This window comes from Collinsella sp. i06-0019-1H4, assembly GCF_042849575.1.
Classification (GTDB): Bacteria; Actinomycetota; Coriobacteriia; order Coriobacteriales; family Coriobacteriaceae; genus Collinsella.
Map to the genome: position 1 here is coordinate 758,345 of NZ_BAABYB010000001.1, position 17,720 is coordinate 776,064.

Consider the following 17,720-nt stretch of genomic DNA (forward strand, 5'->3'; position numbering starts at 1 on the left):
GCGCTCTCTTTGTCGAGATAGCGTATGCCGCGCAAATGGACATATACTTAAAAATTGCGTTCTTATATGAGGGAAAGGATATGCCATGCCGAAGGCCGTGAAGACGCCAAAGACCAACGCCATGCGTGAGCTGGAAAGCGCCGGCATCCCCTATGTTCTCCATACGTACGAAGACGATGACGACGAATCGTCGGGGCTGGGCGTCGCGATTTCCGAGCAGCTTGGCGAGGAGCCCGGTCAGGGATTTAAGACCCTGGTCTGCACGACGCCGTCCAACGACCATGTCGTGTGCTGCATTCCCGTTGCCGACGAGCTCGACCTCAAGGCCGCCGCGCGCGCCGCAGGCGAAAAGTCGCTGACCATGATGCATGTCAAAGATTTGCTTGCCGCGACGGGGTATGTCCGCGGCGGTTGCAGTCCGGTCGGTATGAAAAAACGCTTCCGGACTCTGATCGATGAGACATGCGTCCTTTGGGATACCATTTTTATCTCGGGTGGCAAGCGCGGCTATCAGCTTGAGCTTGCTCCCGATGACTTAGTTGCATTTTGCGGGGCGACGGTTGCCCCGATCACGAGAGAGGACTGAGCGATGCCGCAGGAAGAATCAAAGCGCGGAGCTCACTTTGCAAAAGGGTCGGCTCCTCAGACGCCCGCGCCCGAGGCCGCTTCGTTCGATAACGAGATTCGAAACGCCTGGTCCGCTGCCGCTGACCCGGGCGAGACGGCCGTGTACTTGCGTGCCGCCGGTGCCGGCACGGCACTTCCCCGTACGGTTCTTTCTTCGGCTCGTCCCGATGAGACGGCTGTCTTTTTGGCCGCCGCTCAATCGAGCGCCAGCGTGATGCCGATCGCCTCCGAGGCTCCTCGTGAGCCGCGTCCCGATGAGACGGCGGTGTTTTTGATGGCAGCCCAGGGAAAGAGCACACCGCAGAGCGCTCCTGCCGCTCATTCCGCCAAGCCCACGGCTCATGATGATGGCGAACCGCTTCTTTCGGATGACGAATGGTCGCCGCTTGGTTCGACCGATCCCGTCGAGGGCGTGGCCATCGACGGTGATGACGACTGGGACCCTCTGTCGTTTTCTGCCCGAACCGTCGCCGCCAATGAAGTTGACACGGTGTTTGGCGACCATGCCATATTCGATGATGATGCCGTATCCGGTAACAACATGCCGAACAGCGATGACGCCGCACCTGCTGATGACGCCGTTTTGGTTGACGATCCCTTTGCGATGACCGGCTCCTTTGCCGTCGTGGACGATTTGCCGCCACAAGATGAGGTTTATGAGGACTCTCAGGACGACGTAGACGATATGGGTTCGTCGGACTACTCCACGGTTGGTCGTTCTGCTGGCCTTATGACCGTGCTGACCATCGTGTCGCGTGTCACCGGGTTTATCCGCACGTGGGCCATGGCGGCCGCCATCGGTATGTCGCTGCTCTCGTCCTCCTATCAGGTTGCCAACAACCTGCCCAACATGCTCTACGAGCTCGTGATGGGCGGCATGCTCGTTACGGCGTTTTTGCCGGTGTATATGGGTGTGAGGCGCGAGCAGGGTCGCGAGGCATCGAACGAGTATGTCGGCAACCTGCTTGGTATTCTGCTTCTGCTGCTGGGCGGTATCTCGCTGCTGGGCACCGTGTTTGCTCCCGGCTTTATTTGGACGCAGTCGTTCCTTTCGGGCGATGGCGGCAGCATGGATACCGCTGCGTTCATGTTCCGCTTCTTTGCTATTCAAATTCTGTTTTATGGCTTGGGCTCGGTGTTCTCGGGCGTTCTCAACGCACACCGCGACTATTTCTGGTCGACGTTTGCCCCGGTTCTCAACAATGTCATCGTCATCGCCAGCTTTATGGGCTTTGCTCCCGTGTCTGCACAATTTGGCGAGCAGGCCGGTATTATCTTGATCGCAGTTGGTACGACCCTCGGCGTCTTTGTCCAGATGGCCTGCCAGATTCCCGCGCTTGGCAAGCATGGCGTGCATCCTCATATCCATATCGACTTTAAGGATCCCGCGCTGCGACAGACGATCGCGCTTGGTATCCCGACGCTGCTCGCCACGGTGTGCATGTTTGTCTCGACCTCCATTACCAATGCCGCCGCGCTGGTGGTGCAGCCCGAGACCGGCCCTTCCGTCATCGCATATGCGCGCCTGTGGTACACATTGCCCTATGCGCTGATCGCCGCCTCGCTTTCGACGGCACTCTATACCGAACTCTCTCACGATGCGCAGGAGAAGGATTACGACAGCGTCCGCACGGGCATTTCGCGCGGTGTCGCCCAGATGCTCTTCTTCCTGATTCCGTTTGCGATGTATCTGATCGTCTTCGCCCGTCCGCTCAACATGATCTACTGCGCCGGCAAGTTCGATGAATCCGGTGTGGCGCTGGTGTCGGAGTTCCTTATCTATCTGGCACTTTCCCTGCCGCTCTACGGCGTGGTCGTGCTGATGCAGAAGAGCTTCTCGGCCCTGCTCGATATGAAACCTTATAGCCGCTATTGCCTGTACTCCGCTATCGGCCAGGCCGGTTCTGTGCTGCTGTTTGGCGTGGTGCTGGGCTACGGTATGCCGGCAATTGCGCTTTCGTACGTCGTTGACTACGTGGTCTTGGTCGGATGCTCACTGTGGTGGCTGCGCCGTCGTCTGCATGGCCTTCAGGTCAAGTCTATCCTGCATGGCGGTTTCTTCGGCCTACTGTTCGGTGGCTTGGGCGCTGCCGCGGGCGCCGGCGTCATGTGGGCACTTGAGCACTTTGTCGGAGCGCTTGGCAGCTCGATCCTCATTACCCTGGGCTACGTTTGTGTTGCAGGCGTCGTCTCGCTCGCTGTAACTTTTGGTCTTGCCTTCGTCTTTAAGATGCCCGAGGTCTCGGCGCTGCTTCGTCGCAAGTAGGTGCGCGTGGCAGGTCACGACAACATTCCAACACTTGCCGAGCAGGTTTCGCGCGTTCCCACGCAACCCGGCTGCTACCTTTGGAAAGATGCCAAGGGTGATGTCATCTATGTGGGCAAGGCAAAAAACCTGCGTGCCCGTATGCGTCAATACGTGACGCTGCAGGACGAGCGTCAAAAGATCCCGCTCATGATGCAGCTGGTGGCGAGCTTCGACTATATCGTGGTGGAGACCGAGCACGAGGCATTGGTGCTCGAGCGCAATCTGATTGGCCAGTACCATCCGTACTTTAACGTCGATCTCAAAGACGATAAAAGCTATCCCTTTATCGCCATTACCAAGAGCGACTTGTTTCCGGCTATTAAATACACGCGAGAGCGTCATAAACCGGGAACGCGCTATTTTGGCCCCTATACCGATAGCCGTGCGGCGCGTGAGACCATCGATACGCTACGCAAGGTTATTCCTATTTGCTCGGCATCCTGTGCGGAATGGCGCCGCTGCCGCCGCATCGTCGAATCTCATAAGGGCGAAGAAGACATCGTCAATATGATTTGCGCGCAAAACGGGCGTCCCTGCTTTGACTACCATGTCGGGCGCGGGCCGGGCGCATGCATCGGCGCGATTTCCCCTGCCGACTATGCCAAGAACGTCAAACGTGTCGAACGTTTCTTGTCGGGCCATCGCAAGGATGTCGTTGACGAGCTTACGTCCGAGATGACGGAGGCAGCCGAGACGCTCGATTTTGAGCGTGCGGCGCGCGTCAAGCGTCGCCTGGAAGTCATTAGGGGCCTGGACGATCGCCAACAGGTCGTTTTTCCATCGAGCGTCGATATCGACGTCATCGGCTTCTATCGCGAAGAGACTATCTCTGCCGCCTGTGTCTTTGTCGTTCGCGAGGGCCGAACGGTTCGAACTTGTGAGTTCATCCTCGATAAAGGCCTGGATGTCGACGAGGAAGAGCTTCAATCGGGCTTTCTTAAGCGCTATTACGACGAGACGGCTGATATTCCAGCCGAGATCAATCTCTCTGTCGAGCTTGAGGACGCCGAAGCGTTGGGGGAGTGGCTTGCGGGCAAGCGCGAACGCTCTTGCCATCTCCATAGGCCGCAGCGCGGCGAAAAGCACCGCCTGCTCGATATGGCTTCCAAAAATGCGCGCCATGCCCTCATGCGCTACATGATGCGCACGGGGTATGCTGACGATCGCACTAATCAGGCGCTCCTGGAGCTCGAAAGCGCGCTGGCGCTGCCTGCGCCGCCGTTGCGCATCGAGTGCTTCGATATCTCGACGTTGCACGGCACCTTTACCGTCGCTTCGATGGTGGTATTTACCAACGGCCGTGCCGACAAGGGCCAGTATCGTCGCTTTAAAATTCAGGCCGAATTGGACGAGGCGAACGACTTCGTATCGATGTCCGAGGTTCTGGGGCGTCGCTATGCTCCCGAGCGCATGGCGGACGAGCGCTTTGGCTCGCGCCCCGATTTGCTCGTTGTCGATGGCGGCAAACCGCAATTGACCGCTGCAATTAAGCAACTTGAGGCGCTTGGCCTCGATATACCAGTTTGTGGCTTGGCAAAGGCCGATGAGGAAGTTTTCGTGCCGTGGGACGAGACCCCCGTCGTGCTGCCGACCGGCTCCGCTTCGCTTTATCTGATCAAGCAGGTTCGCGATGAATCCCACCGATTTGCGATTACGTTCCATCGCGAGTTGCGCGATAAGGCTATGACGGTTTCGGTGCTTGACGACGTTCCGGGCGTGGGACCCACCAGAAAACGTGCCATTATGCGCCATTTTGGCTCGATGAAGCGTTTGCGCGCGGCAAGCGAGCAGGAGATTGCGGAAGTTCGAGGCGTTCCGGCCGATGTCGCCAAAGCGGTCCACGAGGCACTTGTTGCATGGAATGCCGAGCGCGCCCAAGCATCGGCCAGCCGTTCCGAAAACTAAACGCGCTTCTAAACAACTGATATACATGATTGGCTGATTTTCAATCATTTATTTCGCGGCGATTACCTGCTGATTTCGGGTTTTATTAACGCTAAAACGTTTGACTAGCCATGGTGAATAACCCTGCTATCCTGCGGGTTGACGAAGACTGATATCTCACCTCGTCGATACATACTGTCTGTCGAATCGTTTGTCAATGAATTCGGTGAACGGTAGTAAATACCGTTCAAGCGTATGTATGTATCGGTCGCCGAGCGCGGCACCCAAGTTGGGTTTGTCGGTAGGTAAGGTATATATCGTCCGCAAGTTGCGCGGGGGCAAGTCTAGGTGCTCCCGGGTAAGATTCTCTATTGATAGGAGAAGACATGGCCATCATCAACAAGGGTATGTCCAGGCGTTCGTTCCTCGGCCTCACCGGCAGCGTCGCTGCTGTCGCCGGCCTTGGTCTCACCGGCTGCGGTGGCAGCTCTAGCGACGAGGGTTCCGCTTCCGGTTCCACCGATTCCGCCAACCGTGGCGGCGGCGTGATCACCGCTGGTTCCGCTTACGCTCCGTCCAGCTTCGACCCCGCCAGCACCGGCTCCGCTGTGGGCCTGGGTGCTAACTGGCACGTCGTCGAGGGCCTCTACGGCATCGATTACCACGACTACAGCACCTTCAACGAGCTCGCCACCGACGACCCCAAGTCTGTGGACGACACCACTTTCGAGGTTACCATCCGCAAGGGCGCCAAGTTCTCCGATGGCACCGAGGTCACCGCTGACGATGTCGTTGCCTCCTACACCGCTTGCGCCGCTTCCGCTACCTATGCTCCGTTCTTCCAGCCCTTCGAGTCCATCGAGGCTAAGGACGCCAGCACCGTGACGGTCAAGACCAAGGTCCCCAACTTCTCTCTGCTCAAGGATCGTCTTGCCATCATCCGCGTTACCCCGGCCACCCAGACCGAGGAGGATCGCGCCAAGCAGCCGATCGGCTCCGGCCCCTGGATGTACGACTCTATCTCCGATACCGAGATCACCCTGGTTCCCAACCCCGAGTACAACGGTGAGTATGCTGCCGAGGATAAGAAGATCCAGTACAGCATCCTGACCGACCCCACCGCTCGCGTTACCGCTCAGCAGGAGGGCTCCACGCTCGTTATGGAGCTCGTTACCGCTGACGCCGTCGACCAGCTCGAGAGCGCCGGCTGCAAGATCGATAACGTTCAGGGTTTCGGCACCCGCTTCATCATGTTCAACGTCGCCAAGGAGCCTTGGAACAACGTCAAGGTCCGTCAGGCTGTCATGTATGCGCTCGACACCGAGAAGATGGTCAGCAACACCTTTGCCGGCCTTGCCACCGCTGCCAGCTGCTACCTGCCCAAGAGCTTCACCAATTATCATGAGGCTTCCACGGTGTACAAGACCGACGCCAAGAAGGCTAAGAAGCTCATCGAGGAGTCCGGCATCACCCCGGGTGCCATCACCCTGCGCACCACCGACAACGAGCAGATCAAGGGCATGGCCGCCCAGGTCAAGAACGACCTCGACGCTCTCGGCTTTGAGGTGACCATCCAGACCGATACCTCGCCGGCCACCTACGCTGCCATCGACGGCGGCGAGGCCTACGATATCCTCCTTGCCCCTGGCGATCCTTCCTGCTTCGGCGCTGACCCCGACCTGCTGCTCAACTGGTGGTATGGCGACAACGTCTGGATGCAGACCCGTTGCCCGTGGAAGGAGTCCGCTGAGTGGCAGAAGCTTCACGGTCTCATGGACGAGGCTCTTGCCGCCGAGGGCGACGAGCAGCAGAAGAAGTGGAACGAGTGCTTCGACATCATCGCCGACAACGCCGTTCTGTACCCCGTTGTCCACGTCAAGACCGTCTCCGCTTCCTGGGACGATCCGTCCACCGCGCCCAACGGCGAGGCTCTCGACGGCTTCAAGGGCATCGGCACGACGAGCATGTCCTTCAGGGGCGTTGCGACCGTCAAGGCGTAAGACTCGCTTGAGTCTGTATGCAGGATGTCGGCCGTTGGGACCGTATCCTCATAGTTGAAACAAAGACCCGGGCGGCAACGATGTCGCTCGGGTCTTGTAATGAGTATCCGTACTCATATACCAGTTGGTCCTACCGACAAAAGAAAGGGGAGAGAACGTGAACAACTTGCTACGTTTGATTGGAAGGCGTCTTGTGGCGCTGCCGATCATGGCATTGGGCGTCACCGTCCTGGTGTTCTTCCTTATGTCGTTCTCCAAGACCGACCCCGCCTACACGGCGTTGGGTGACGGTGCCTCGCCCGAGGCGGTTGCCGAGTACCATGAGAAGTATGGTCTGGACGACCCCTGGCCTGTGCGCTACGTGCGCTATATGGGCGATTTGATTCATGGCGACATGGGTACCTACGGCGCTGCCCGCAACTCCGTTGCCAAGCGCATCTCCACGGCCCTGCCCGTCACGATGCAGCTGACCTTCATCGGTCTTGCCATCGGTGCGGTCGTTTCGTTTTTGCTCGGCGTCATCGCGGCACTGTATCGCGACAAATGGCCGGACCAAGTGATCCGCGTCTTTTCCATCGCCGGCTTGGCAACCCCGTCGTTCTGGCTTGCCGTTCTGTTGATCCTGCTGTTCTCTTCCTACCTTAAGGTGCTCCCGGCATCGGGTGCTCTGCCTCACTTCACCACGAATCCGGTTGGCTATCTGGGACGTATGATCATGCCCGCTATCGCCTTGGCATTTCCGCTGACGGGCCAGATGACTCGTATCGTGCGTACCGCCATGGTCGAGGAGCTCGACAAGGACTATGTCCGTATGGCTCGTGGCGCCGGCGTTCCCGAGAAGGTCGTCGTCGGCATCAACGTTCTTCGCAATGCGCTGATCACCCCGGTCACCACCCTCGGTCTTAAGATCGGCTACCTCATGGGCGGCGCCGTCGTCATCGAGGTTATCTTCAACCTCCCCGGCATGGGCACTGCGATTCTGCAGGGCGTTCAGGGCAACGAGGCGAACCTGGTTCAGGGCGTCGTTATCGTCGTTGCTCTTGCCTTCATCATCATCAACATCGTGGTTGACATGCTCTACCTGCTCATCAACCCGCGCATCAGGACGGTGTAGATTATGGTAAAGATTCGAGAGAAGCAAACCGAGCAGCTCGAGAAGGCTGCCTCCAAGGGGCTCAAGCTCGGTGGCTGGAAGAAGATGACGCTGTCTTCTAAGATTGCCGCCGTCGTGCTGGTGCTGGTCGCCCTGACTGCGATTTTGGCGCCCCTTCTTGCCCCCTATAGCCCGGTCGAGATCTTTACGGCTCGCCAGGCTCCCGGCAACGGATTTATCTTCGGTACCGACGATAAGGGTCGCGACATTCTGTCGCGCATGCTCTACGGCGGACGTTACTCGCTGATTATCGGCTTTGGTGCTACCGCCATGGCTTTGGTCTGTGGTTCCGTTGTCGGCGCTCTTGCAGCGGTTTCGCGCAAGTCTATCTCTGAGGCGATCATGCGTATCCTGGACATCATCATGTCCATCCCGGGTATCGCCCTCGCAGCCGTTTTCGTTTCCATCCTGGGCAATTCCGTGCCGTCGATCATCTTTGCGATCGGCTTTATGTACACCCCGCAGATCGCCCGTATCGTGCGCGCCAACATCGTGTCCGAGTACGGTGAGGACTATGTCCGCGCGGTCATCGTGTCCGGCGCCAAGGCTCCGTGGATTCTGATCAAGCATGTTCTGCGTAACTGCATCGCTCCGATTATGGTCTTCACCGTTACCCTGGTCGCCGACGCCATTATCTTCGAGGCCTCGCTGACCTTCATCGGCGCCGGCATCCAGGAGCCCACCGCTACCTGGGGCAACATTCTCGCCGACGCACGCGGTGGCGTGCTCGCTGGCCGTTGGTGGCAGGCACTGTTCCCGGGCCTGGCCATCATGATCACCTGCCTGGCGCTCAACATCCTCTCCGAGGGCATTACCGACGCCATGGCCGCTGCTCCCTCCGCCGCCCTGGATCCGACCGATTCCTCCAAGCGCCGCGAGGCCGACCTGCTGGTTTCCGACCCCGTTCGTGCCTACAAGGAGCAGGCTCAGTCCCTGTCCGCCCGTCTTGGCGCACTGCGCGATGTCGAGCTCAAGCGTAACGACCGCCATGTGCCCGATGAGTCCGTTGAGCCGATCCTTTCGGTCCGCGATTTCTGCATCCAGTTTGAGCACCACGGTGATATCAACGTCGTCGACCACGTTAACTTTGACGTCCGTCCCGGCCAGACCATGGGCCTGGTAGGCGAGTCCGGCTGCGGTAAGTCCATCACCACGCTGGCCATCATGGGCCTGACCGACGATGACGAGCATCTTTCCGGCGAGGTTCTCTGGGAGGGCCGCGACCTGCTCAAGATGAGCAAGAAGGAGTGGTTCGGCCTGCGCGGTACCGATATCGCCATGGTCTATCAGGACGCCCTGTCCTCGCTCAACCCCTCCATGCTCATCTCTGCCCAGATGAAGCAGCTCACCAAGCGCGGCGGCACCCGTAGCGCCGAGGAACTCCTGGAGCTCGTGGGCCTCGACCCCAAGCGTACGCTCGAGAGCTATCCGCACGAGCTTTCCGGTGGTCAGCGTCAGCGCGTTCTGATCGCTATGGCCCTTACCCGCGACCCCAAGCTGGTTATCTGCGACGAGCCCACGACCGCTCTGGACGTTACGGTCCAGAAGCAGGTCATCAAGCTGCTCAACGACCTTCAGGCCAAGCTCGGCTTTGCCATGATCTTCGTTTCGCACGACCTGGCGCTGGTCGCCGAGGTCGCCCACAACATCACGGTTATGTACGCCGGCCAGGTTATTGAGCAGGCGCCCACCAAGGAGCTGCTCACCAACCCGATTCACGAGTACACCCGCGGCCTTCTGGGTTCCGTCCTGTCCATCGAGAGCGGTTCGGGCCGCCTGCACCAGGTGCCCGGCGCCGTTCCGAGCCCGCGCGATTTCCCCAAGGGCGATCGCTTCGCGCCCCGCTCGAGCCATCCGCGCATTGGCCTGGACACCCGTCCGGTCTTCAAGCGCGTGCCCGGCACCGAGCACTTCTATTCCGAGCTCCCCGACGAGGTGCTCAAGGCAAATGGTTTGACCCCTCACGCGGAGGTGATGTAGATGAGCGAGACCGCAGTCAACGGCGTCGAGCCGATCATCTTCCTTGATGACGTCCACGTCACCTTTAGGACCCGTACCGGCTCGATTCTGCACCCCAACCTGGTTCACGCCGTCCAGGGTGTAACGATTAAGCTCATGCCCGGACAGACCATCGGCATCGTCGGCGAGTCCGGTTGCGGAAAGTCCACCACGGCTAACGTCATGTGCGGCCTGCAGGCCCCCACGAGCGGCAAGGTCTACTTTAAGGGCAAGGACGTCACCAAGCGTACCGCCGAGGACCGTCGCCACATGGGTCGCGTCATCTCGGTCGTGTTCCAGAACCCGGCCACGGCGCTCAACCCTCGCATGGTCGTTCGCGAGCAACTGCTCGACCCCATGCGCGTCCACAACCTGGGTACCGAGGCCGAGCAGGAGAAGCGCGTCAAGGAGCTCTTGGAGCTCACCGGTCTGCCCTCCTCCGCCGCCGAGGTTCTTCCCGGCCAGCTTTCGGGCGGCCAGCGCCAGCGCGTCGCAATTGCCCGTGCCCTGTCGCTGAACCCCGATGCCATCATCGCCGACGAGCCCACCTCGGCTCTGGACGTTTCGGTCCGCGCGCAGATTCTCAACCTGCTGACCGACCTTAAGAAGGAACTCGGCCTGGCTATGGTGTTCATCAGCCATGACATCCAGACGGTCCGCTATATTTCCGACGACATCATCGTCATGAATGGCGGCAAGATCGTCGAGCAGGGCGAGGCCAAGCAGGTTTTCCAGCATCCTCGAGACCCCTACACTAAGATGCTGCTCGGCGCTGCGCCGTCGCTGCTGCATCCCAAGCTCGGCGAGTAACTTCGCTTTCCCTCCCGTGCGCCCGGTTCCCTTGCCGGGCGCACCTCCGTTGCGATTTCGAAAGGTTGGGTTCACGAGCCATGCCAAGTGCTCAGGAGCTACAACATCAATTTGGTGAATATCGAGGCGCTATGTCCCGTCCATCAGATTTCGATCTCTTTTGGAAGGATCGCATGGCCGAGGCTGACGCCGTCGGGCTTGACTATGCGATCGAGGCGGCATCGGTCACCGATGCCGTGACCTGCCAGCTTTTCGATCTCTGGTATACCGGCATGTGCGGCGCTCGCCTGCACGCCAAGTACCTTAAACCTGTCTCGGACGAGCCCGTGCCATTGGTACTTCAGTTCCATGGGTATCCGGGTGCAAGCCGCAGCTGGTTTGAGCAGGCGTCGTTTGCGGGCATGGGCATGGCACTCATCGCCCTCGACTGCCCCGGCCAAGGAGGTCCCTCCGAGGACATTGGTGGATTTGAGGGCACGACGGTCGCGGGCCATATCGTCGCCGGTATCGACGGCGACCCGGCCAACCTCTACTATGTCCGCTTGCACCAAGATATCCGCATTCTTTGCCGTATTGTTCGTGAGCTCGAGGGCATCGATCTTGCCCGTGTATTTGTGAACGGCGCATCGCAGGGCGGCGGTTTGGGCATTGCGACCTGTGCGCTTAACAGCGAGCTTATCAATCGCGCCGCCATCCTCTATCCCTTCCTGTCGGATTTCCGCCTGGTCTGGGATTTGGATGCCGACGACATTGCCTACGAGGGTCTGCGCTATTGGTCTCGCTGGTTTGACGAGGACTCGACTCGTATTGACGAGGCCTATGCCAAGCTGGCGTACTTCGATTCCAAGAACTTTGCCCCCATAGTCAAATGCCCCGTGCTGTTTGGCACGGGCACAGCCGATATCGTCTGTCCTCCGGCGACGCAGTTTGCAGTCTACAACAACCTGACCTGTGAAAAGCGTCATGAGTTCTTTGAAGGCTTCGGTCACGAGGAGATTCAGGATTTTGACGATCTGATCATTCCATTTTTCTGCAAGGGAGGGGAGGCTCATGTCTAAGTGCGAGAGCAATATCGATGAGCTGATTGTCCCAGAGCTTGCGGGAATTGCTGGGACGGTTTCGTCAAGGCTCTCTGATTTCCGGGATTGGCGCGGCGATGCTTCTGCGGATGTTTCCGAGTTGGAGACAGCCGCTTCGGACCTTGAGGTTTGCGGGCTGACCGTTACGGCGATTGATTTCGCCAATCCGTGCGCGCGCTACTCCGAGGTTTCCTTTGAGCTCGGCGGGTATGTCGTGCACGGCCGTTTGATTGAGCCCTCTGGTTGCGCCCGAAGATCCGAGCTTGTTCCGCTGTGCCTGATGTTCCATGACATCGACCGACCCGTGCGGGGATGGCATCACATGACGCGGTTTGCCGCCATGGGATATGCCGTGCTTGCGCTGGACGATGAGACTATTGGATCCAGCGATCTGCAGCAGGGGATTACCTCGCCTGCTTTTGTCGAGCGTGTCCGTTGGGGCTGCGCGTTGGCGAAGGTTGCGCGCAACCTTGATGGCATGGATCCCGACCGCATCTTTGCATGGGGCGAGGGCCTTGGCGGCGGTGTCGCGCTGGCGGTTTCTGCTCTGGACGAGCGGGGCCTTGCCTGCACGGCGCTTGCCAATCCGCTTCCCAGCGGTCTCGAGACGCTGTCGCCTCGGGTTCGTGGCTCGGTGCTCATGGGCACATCGCTCATGGATACCGTGAGTGATCCCAAGGGCCAGTTTGCCGTATTCAACGGTCTTGAGTGTGACCGGAGACATATCATCTATGCCAAATACGCTCACGAGCGCATCAATGCGTTCGAAAACGAAGTCGTCGACTTCTTTAACCAAACGTTCTATTCGTGTTCTTTGGCCTAGACGGCCTGGACACCGCCAACAAGAGTGGGCGGCATAGGGCTGCCCGCCAGACAACTAAGGAGATTCTTGTGGCAACTCAGAAATTCACCGGCGTTATCCCTCCCGTCGTTGTTCCCGATACCGAAGACCACCAGCTCGACGTTGCCTCCTTTGAGCGCAGCATCAACCGCATGATCGATGCCGGCGTCGATGGCCTGTTCTTCCTGGGCTCCTCGGGCGAGGTCGTCTTCTCCACCGACGAGCGCCGTCGCCAGATTGTCGCAGAGGCCGTCCGTATCGTCGACCACCGCGTTCCCGTTCTGGTCGGCATCATCGACACCGAGACCGAGCGCATGATCGAGCACGGCAAGGTCGCTCAGGAGCTGGGCGCCGATGCGCTCGTCGCCACCTGCCCGTTCTATGCCCTGCAGGGCATGACCGAGGTCGAGGAGCACTTCCGCATCCTTCACGAGGAACTCGACCTGCCCATCTTCGCCTACGACATCCCCGTGTGCGTCCACACCAAGCTCCCCTGGAAGCTCCTTGCTAAGCTCGGCGCCGAGGGCGTCCTGGCTGGCGTCAAGGATTCCTCGGGCGATGACATCTCGTTCCGCTACCTCATTCAGGAGAACGAGAAGAACGGCCATCCGATGAGCATCCTTACCGGCCATGAGGTCGTCGTCGACGGTGCCTATCTCGGTGGCGCCGACGGTTCCGTTCCGGGCCTCGCCAACGTTGAGCCCGAGGGCTACGTTCGTCAGTGGAAGGCCGCTCAGGCTGGTGACTGGGCTACCGTCAAGGCCGAACAGGATCGCCTCAATGAGATTTCGCACATCTGGGATGTCACCTCGGGCGTCCAGGGCTATGCCGGTGGCGTCGGCGCCTTCAAGACCGCTATGAACCTCATGGGCATCTTCGACAGCCCGACCATGCCGCGCCCGGTGAAGGCCATGACCGGTGAGAACGTCGAGGCGATTCGCAAGGTCCTCCAGGACAACGGTCTCCTTTAAAGCTTTCCCAGGCACCCGACCTCGCCGTTCAACCGTGCGGCCATGACCCATTAGGCCAATGGCCGCACGGTTTCTCGGCGATCTCGGGCACCTGGAAAACCTTTACCGCGCTGTGACGGCTAGCCTGACGGCGCATTTCCTGTAGTTGTTTTGTCTCCGAAGGAGAACGACATGGAGAACAAGTACGTCTGCTCTGTCGATATCGGCGGAACTAAGATCGCGACTGCCATCATGGAGTACCCGGCTGACGGCGGTGTGCCCCATCCCGTTTTTGAGGCTGAGGTTCCCACCGAGGCCCAGGAGGGTGGCGAAGCGGTCTTCCAGCGCATCGAGGCGTCTATCAAGGCAGCTCTTGAGGCAAATCCCGATGTCGAGGTCCTCGGAGTTGGCATCGGCGCTGCCGGTGTCGTCGACCCCAAGACGGGCGCCATCGCGTATGCCAATGAGATTATGCCCGGCTGGTCCGGCGTTCAGTTGGGGCCGCGTCTGCGCGAGGACCTCGGCCTTCCCGTTGCCGTTGTAGGCGACGTGCAGGCTCATGCTCTGGGCGAGGCCCACTGGGGCGTCGGCAAGGGCAAGTTCTCCGTCTTGTGTTTGGGCATCGGTACGGGCATCGGCGGCGCATATGTCGAGAACGGCCGCGTGATGCAGGGCTTCCATGGTGCTGCCGGCCATATGGGCCACATCGAGTGCTCGGCTGCCGCCGGCATTCCCTGCGCCTGCGGGCGTTCCGGCCATCTGGAGTCGGTTGCTTCCGGAACATCAATCGGGCGCATGTACGATGAGCGTTTTGGCCGCGTCGACCCCAGCCGTCCTTCGGTCGGCCGTGACGTGAACGACCTGTGCCGCGCAGGCGACGCAAAGGCGACCGAGGTCATTCATGACGCCGGCTTTGCGCTGGGCGCCAGCCTGGGCTCGCTCGCTAACATCCTGGACCCTGAGGTCATCGTGCTTTCGGGCGGCGTGATTCACCAAGGTCCCGATTGGCGTTCACAGACGTGGAAGGACTCGGTGCACGAGGGCTATGCCAGCCAGGCGCTCGACCCGCTTCAGGACACGCCGATTCTCATCGGCTCTCTGGAGGGCGACGCGCCGCTCATCGGTGCCGCCGAACACCTTCTTGCATCGTTGAAGTAAACATAACTACCAAGTGCGCCTTCTGAGGTGCCGCAGATTGACGTGAAAGAGGAGCGAAGCGTACTTCGGTACGCGAGCGACGGTTTGAACGTCAAGGTGCGGTGTCTCAGAAGGCTGTTTTGAGAAAGGTTGAGTCGAACATGACCGTTGATCCTTTGATCCAGTCCCTGAAGGGCAAGCTCGTCGTGAGCGTTCAGGCGTATATGGGCGAGCCGCTTCGTACGCCCGAGACCATGGCTCAAATGTCTCGCGCTTGCGAGCTTGGCGGCGCCGCCGCCATTCGCTGCCAGGGCCTTGCCGACATTGCCGCCATTAAGGGTCGCTGTGAGGTTCCCGTCATCGGTCTGTGGAAGGACGGGCACGAGGGCGTTTACATCACGCCGACGCTGCGTCACGCTCGTGCCTGCGTTGCTGCGGGTGCCGATATCGTGGCGATCGACGCCACCGATCGTCCGCGTCCCGATGGCAAGTCGGTCGAGGATACCTTCCGCCCGCTGCACGAGGAGGGTGTGCTCCTGATGGCGGATTGTGCCACCATCGAGGACATTCGCCGTGCGGTTGATATGGGCTTCGACCTGGTATCCACCACACTCTCTCACGGTGTCGCCGCCATCGACTGCACCATGGCCGATGGCCCCGACCTGCCGCTCCTGCGTCAGGCGACCGAGGAATTTCCCGGCCTTCCCATCATTTGCGAGGGTCGCGTGCATACGCCCGAGGAGGCTCGCGCTGCAATCGACGCCGGCGCGTGGGCCGTTGTCGTCGGCACCGCTATCACGCACCCCACGAGTATTACAAGTTGGTTCAAGGCTGCGCTTGAGGCGTAAGACGGGCCTTGTATCCGCTTGGGGCGGTATACTCAATAAAGGCAATTGATCGCGCGGGATCCGCTGGCCGGGTCCCGCGCTTATTTTAGGAGGCACACATGCAAAAGGGAGATGCCATGGATGCGGCGGAGCGCTCGGAGCGTATCCCCGATATCGTTATCATCACCGGAATGTCCGGCTCGGGCCGAACGCAAGCCATGCATGTGTTTGAGGACATGGGCTATTTTTGTATCGACAACCTGCCCCCACGCCTGATTGCCCAGCTTGCTGAGCTCGTTGGCATCAATACGGGCGTGGGCAGGCACCTTGCCGTTACCTGCGACCTGCGTAGCCAGGGCTTGTTCGATGAACTGCTCGATGCTGTTGCCGCACTGGAAGAGCGCGAGATGAGCTGCGACATTGTGTTTCTCGAGGCGTCTGACGAGGTGCTGATTCGCCGGTATAGCGAAAACCGTCGTCGCCATCCCATTGCAAAGCCGGGGGAGACCACGGCCGACGCTATTCAGCGTGAACGTCTGCAGCTGCAGGGCGTTCGCGATCGAGCCGATATGATTATCGACACGAGCCGCTTGCGCACTTCTGCCTTGCGCAACAAGCTGCGCATGGCTTTTTCCGAGCTGTCCGACCAGCAGCTTATGGATGTCCACGTGTTCTCGTTTGGCTTTAAGCATGGCATGCCCATCGAGGCGGATATCATGATCGATGTTCGCTTCTTGCCCAATCCTTTCTACGATCCCGAGATGCGCACCATGACCGGTCTCGATAAGAAGGTCTCCGATTTTGTCTTGGACCACCCCAAGACCCAGGAGTTCTGGAAGGCCTGGACTCAGCTGCTCGATACGGTCATGCCGGGTTATATCGCAGAGGGCAAGCCGCAGCTTTCCATTGCTATCGGCTGCACAGGCGGACAGCACCGTAGCGTCGCCATTGCCGAGGCCACGGCCCGCTACCTGGAGGGTGCTCAGTATCATGTGAGCATCTCCCACCGTGACCTGTCGCGTGCCAACACGAAGGCATAGGTTTACATGTCGTTTACCGCTGAGGTGCGTGACGAGCTTGCGCGCTGCGAACCAGAATGCGAATACTGCGATTTGTCGACGCTTGCTGCGCTAACGCGTGTGAGCGGCACGCTTTCGCTGGCGGGCTCGGGACGGTACCGCTTGACGGTCGCGACCGAGACGGGTGCTGTGGCGCGCACGATGATTGCGCTGACGCATCGTATCCTTAAGCTCAAGACCGAATTCACGGTTCGTAAGTCGGTCCTGCACAAGGTACGAAACTATCTCATCACCTTGCCCGATCAGCCCGATTTGGATAAGGCTCTGGTGCTGCTGGGCATTCTCGACCGTAGGGGAGGGCTCGTCGCGGGTGTGCCGCGCCACATCGTCGCCCGTCCTTGCTGCAGGCTCGCCTATATTCGCGGTGCGCTGATTGCCGGAGGCTTTGTTGCCGACCCGCGTGGCGATTTTCATTTGGAGATCGCGGTTCAGGGCGAGGAGTATGCAAAGGGACTTTGCGACCTTCTGGAGCAGATTGGAGTTCACGCCCGCGTCAATGCGCGTCGCGGCTCGTATGCCGTGTACATCAAGAGTGCCGAGGAGATTAAACGTCTGTTACAGCTGATTGGCGCCAAGCGCAGCGTTGCCGAGATTGAAGAGGCCCGCGCGGTTAAGCTGGTGAAGAACGACGTGAATCGTCGCGTGAACGCAGAGCTTGCCAACCAGACCAGAAGTGCCGGTGCCGCCCAACATCAGCTTGCGCTCATCGATGAGCTTGATCGGCGCGGTTTGCGCGAAACGCTGCCGGACGCTCTGGCAGTTTTTTGTGACTTACGCGAGCGTTACCCCGATCTCTCACTGCGAGATTTGGGGGAAATGGCCGACCCTCCTTTGTCGAAGTCGGCCTTGTATCACCGTGTTTTGCGCCTTGAAAAGCTCATTGAAGCAAGCGGGTAGTTTAACGCAATAGCTTTTATGGTGGTTTAACTGCTGTTTTATACGTTAAAGCGTTTTAACGCAAATTTGATTTTCAATTTCGAGCATTCTCGTGAAATTCAAGCCAAAAAAAAGGTATATTAGGCGAGTG

The 17,720-nt window shown here is 59.5% G+C and carries 14 protein-coding genes; all 14 read left to right on the forward strand.

The features are described 5' to 3' along the window. Positions 1–85: 85 nt before the first annotated feature. A complete protein-coding gene (gene ybaK, locus ACGHEN_RS03175; protein WP_118081932.1) occupies positions 86–586 on the forward strand; it encodes a Cys-tRNA(Pro) deacylase in 501 nt (166 codons plus the stop codon). A gap of 3 nt (positions 587–589) precedes the next feature. After that, on the forward strand, positions 590–2,893 hold the full coding sequence (murJ, locus tag ACGHEN_RS03180; RefSeq protein ID WP_233543073.1) for a murein biosynthesis integral membrane protein MurJ: 2,304 nt from the start codon (positions 590–592) through the stop codon (positions 2,891–2,893). Between the two features lie 6 nt (positions 2,894–2,899). Beyond that, positions 2,900–4,840, forward strand: a complete 1,941-nt coding sequence (gene uvrC, locus ACGHEN_RS03185; protein ID WP_328291085.1) for an excinuclease ABC subunit UvrC — start codon at positions 2,900–2,902, stop codon at positions 4,838–4,840. Positions 4,841–5,205: 365 nt separating this feature from the next. Beyond that, on the forward strand, positions 5,206–6,819 hold the full coding sequence (locus ACGHEN_RS03190; RefSeq protein ID WP_006236162.1) for an ABC transporter substrate-binding protein: 1,614 nt from the start codon (positions 5,206–5,208) through the stop codon (positions 6,817–6,819). Between the two features lie 157 nt (positions 6,820–6,976). Further along, positions 6,977–7,933: an ABC transporter permease gene (locus ACGHEN_RS03195; protein WP_035138896.1), complete on the forward strand. Its 957-nt coding sequence runs from the start codon at positions 6,977–6,979 to the stop codon at positions 7,931–7,933. 3 nt (positions 7,934–7,936) lie between these two features. Continuing rightward, positions 7,937–9,952 carry a dipeptide/oligopeptide/nickel ABC transporter permease/ATP-binding protein gene (locus ACGHEN_RS03200; protein ID WP_006236160.1) on the forward strand — a complete coding sequence of 672 codons (2,016 nt, stop codon included), beginning with the start codon at positions 7,937–7,939 and terminating at the stop codon, positions 9,950–9,952. After that, complete coding sequence (locus ACGHEN_RS03205; RefSeq protein WP_118081936.1) at positions 9,953–10,780, forward strand: ABC transporter ATP-binding protein; 828 nt, start codon at positions 9,953–9,955, stop codon at positions 10,778–10,780. It abuts the gene before it with no gap. Between the two features lie 80 nt (positions 10,781–10,860). Further along, positions 10,861–11,838, forward strand: a complete 978-nt coding sequence (locus ACGHEN_RS03210; protein WP_225093364.1) for an acetylxylan esterase — start codon at positions 10,861–10,863, stop codon at positions 11,836–11,838. Continuing rightward, complete coding sequence (locus ACGHEN_RS03215) at positions 11,831–12,682, forward strand: acetylxylan esterase (protein WP_118081942.1); 852 nt, start codon at positions 11,831–11,833, stop codon at positions 12,680–12,682. The genes ACGHEN_RS03210 and ACGHEN_RS03215 overlap by 8 nt, the downstream gene beginning before the upstream one ends. Before the next feature lie 68 nt (positions 12,683–12,750). Beyond that, positions 12,751–13,671 carry a dihydrodipicolinate synthase family protein gene (locus ACGHEN_RS03220; protein ID WP_196025586.1) on the forward strand — a complete coding sequence of 307 codons (921 nt, stop codon included), beginning with the start codon at positions 12,751–12,753 and terminating at the stop codon, positions 13,669–13,671. 171 nt (positions 13,672–13,842) lie between these two features. After that, positions 13,843–14,808, forward strand: coding sequence for an ROK family protein (locus ACGHEN_RS03225; protein WP_006236155.1), 966 nt, complete (start codon positions 13,843–13,845; stop codon positions 14,806–14,808). Between the two features lie 140 nt (positions 14,809–14,948). Next, the gene (locus ACGHEN_RS03230) at positions 14,949–15,635 is read left to right on the forward strand and encodes an N-acetylmannosamine-6-phosphate 2-epimerase (protein WP_006236154.1); all 687 of its coding nucleotides are present in this window, start codon (positions 14,949–14,951) and stop codon (positions 15,633–15,635) included. Between the two features lie 98 nt (positions 15,636–15,733). Next, the gene (gene rapZ, locus ACGHEN_RS03235; RefSeq protein ID WP_006236153.1) at positions 15,734–16,654 is read left to right on the forward strand and encodes an RNase adapter RapZ; all 921 of its coding nucleotides are present in this window, start codon (positions 15,734–15,736) and stop codon (positions 16,652–16,654) included. A 6-nt stretch (positions 16,655–16,660) separates the two neighbouring features. Then, positions 16,661–17,590, forward strand: a complete 930-nt coding sequence (gene whiA, locus ACGHEN_RS03240) for a DNA-binding protein WhiA (RefSeq protein WP_006236152.1) — start codon at positions 16,661–16,663, stop codon at positions 17,588–17,590. Positions 17,591–17,720: the final 130 nt, after the last annotated feature.

Bases quoted from the DNA above. Each gene is read 5' to 3' on its own strand.
- ybaK (WP_118081932.1), top strand. From the start codon at position 86: ATGCCGAAGGCCGTGAAGACGCCAAAGACCAACGCCATGCGTGAGCTG.
- murJ (WP_233543073.1), top strand. From the start codon at position 590: ATGCCGCAGGAAGAATCAAAGCGCGGAGCTCACTTTGCAAAAGGGTCG.
- ACGHEN_RS03190 (WP_006236162.1), top strand. From the start codon at position 5,206: ATGGCCATCATCAACAAGGGTATGTCCAGGCGTTCGTTCCTCGGCCTC.
- ACGHEN_RS03200 (WP_006236160.1), top strand. From the start codon at position 7,937: ATGGTAAAGATTCGAGAGAAGCAAACCGAGCAGCTCGAGAAGGCTGCC.
- ACGHEN_RS03205 (WP_118081936.1), top strand. From the start codon at position 9,953: ATGAGCGAGACCGCAGTCAACGGCGTCGAGCCGATCATCTTCCTTGAT.
- ACGHEN_RS03210 (WP_225093364.1), top strand. From the start codon at position 10,861: ATGCCAAGTGCTCAGGAGCTACAACATCAATTTGGTGAATATCGAGGC.
- ACGHEN_RS03215 (WP_118081942.1), top strand. From the start codon at position 11,831: ATGTCTAAGTGCGAGAGCAATATCGATGAGCTGATTGTCCCAGAGCTT.
- ACGHEN_RS03225 (WP_006236155.1), top strand. From the start codon at position 13,843: ATGGAGAACAAGTACGTCTGCTCTGTCGATATCGGCGGAACTAAGATC.
- ACGHEN_RS03230 (WP_006236154.1), top strand. From the start codon at position 14,949: ATGACCGTTGATCCTTTGATCCAGTCCCTGAAGGGCAAGCTCGTCGTG.
- rapZ (WP_006236153.1), top strand. From the start codon at position 15,734: ATGCAAAAGGGAGATGCCATGGATGCGGCGGAGCGCTCGGAGCGTATC.
- whiA (WP_006236152.1), top strand. From the start codon at position 16,661: ATGTCGTTTACCGCTGAGGTGCGTGACGAGCTTGCGCGCTGCGAACCA.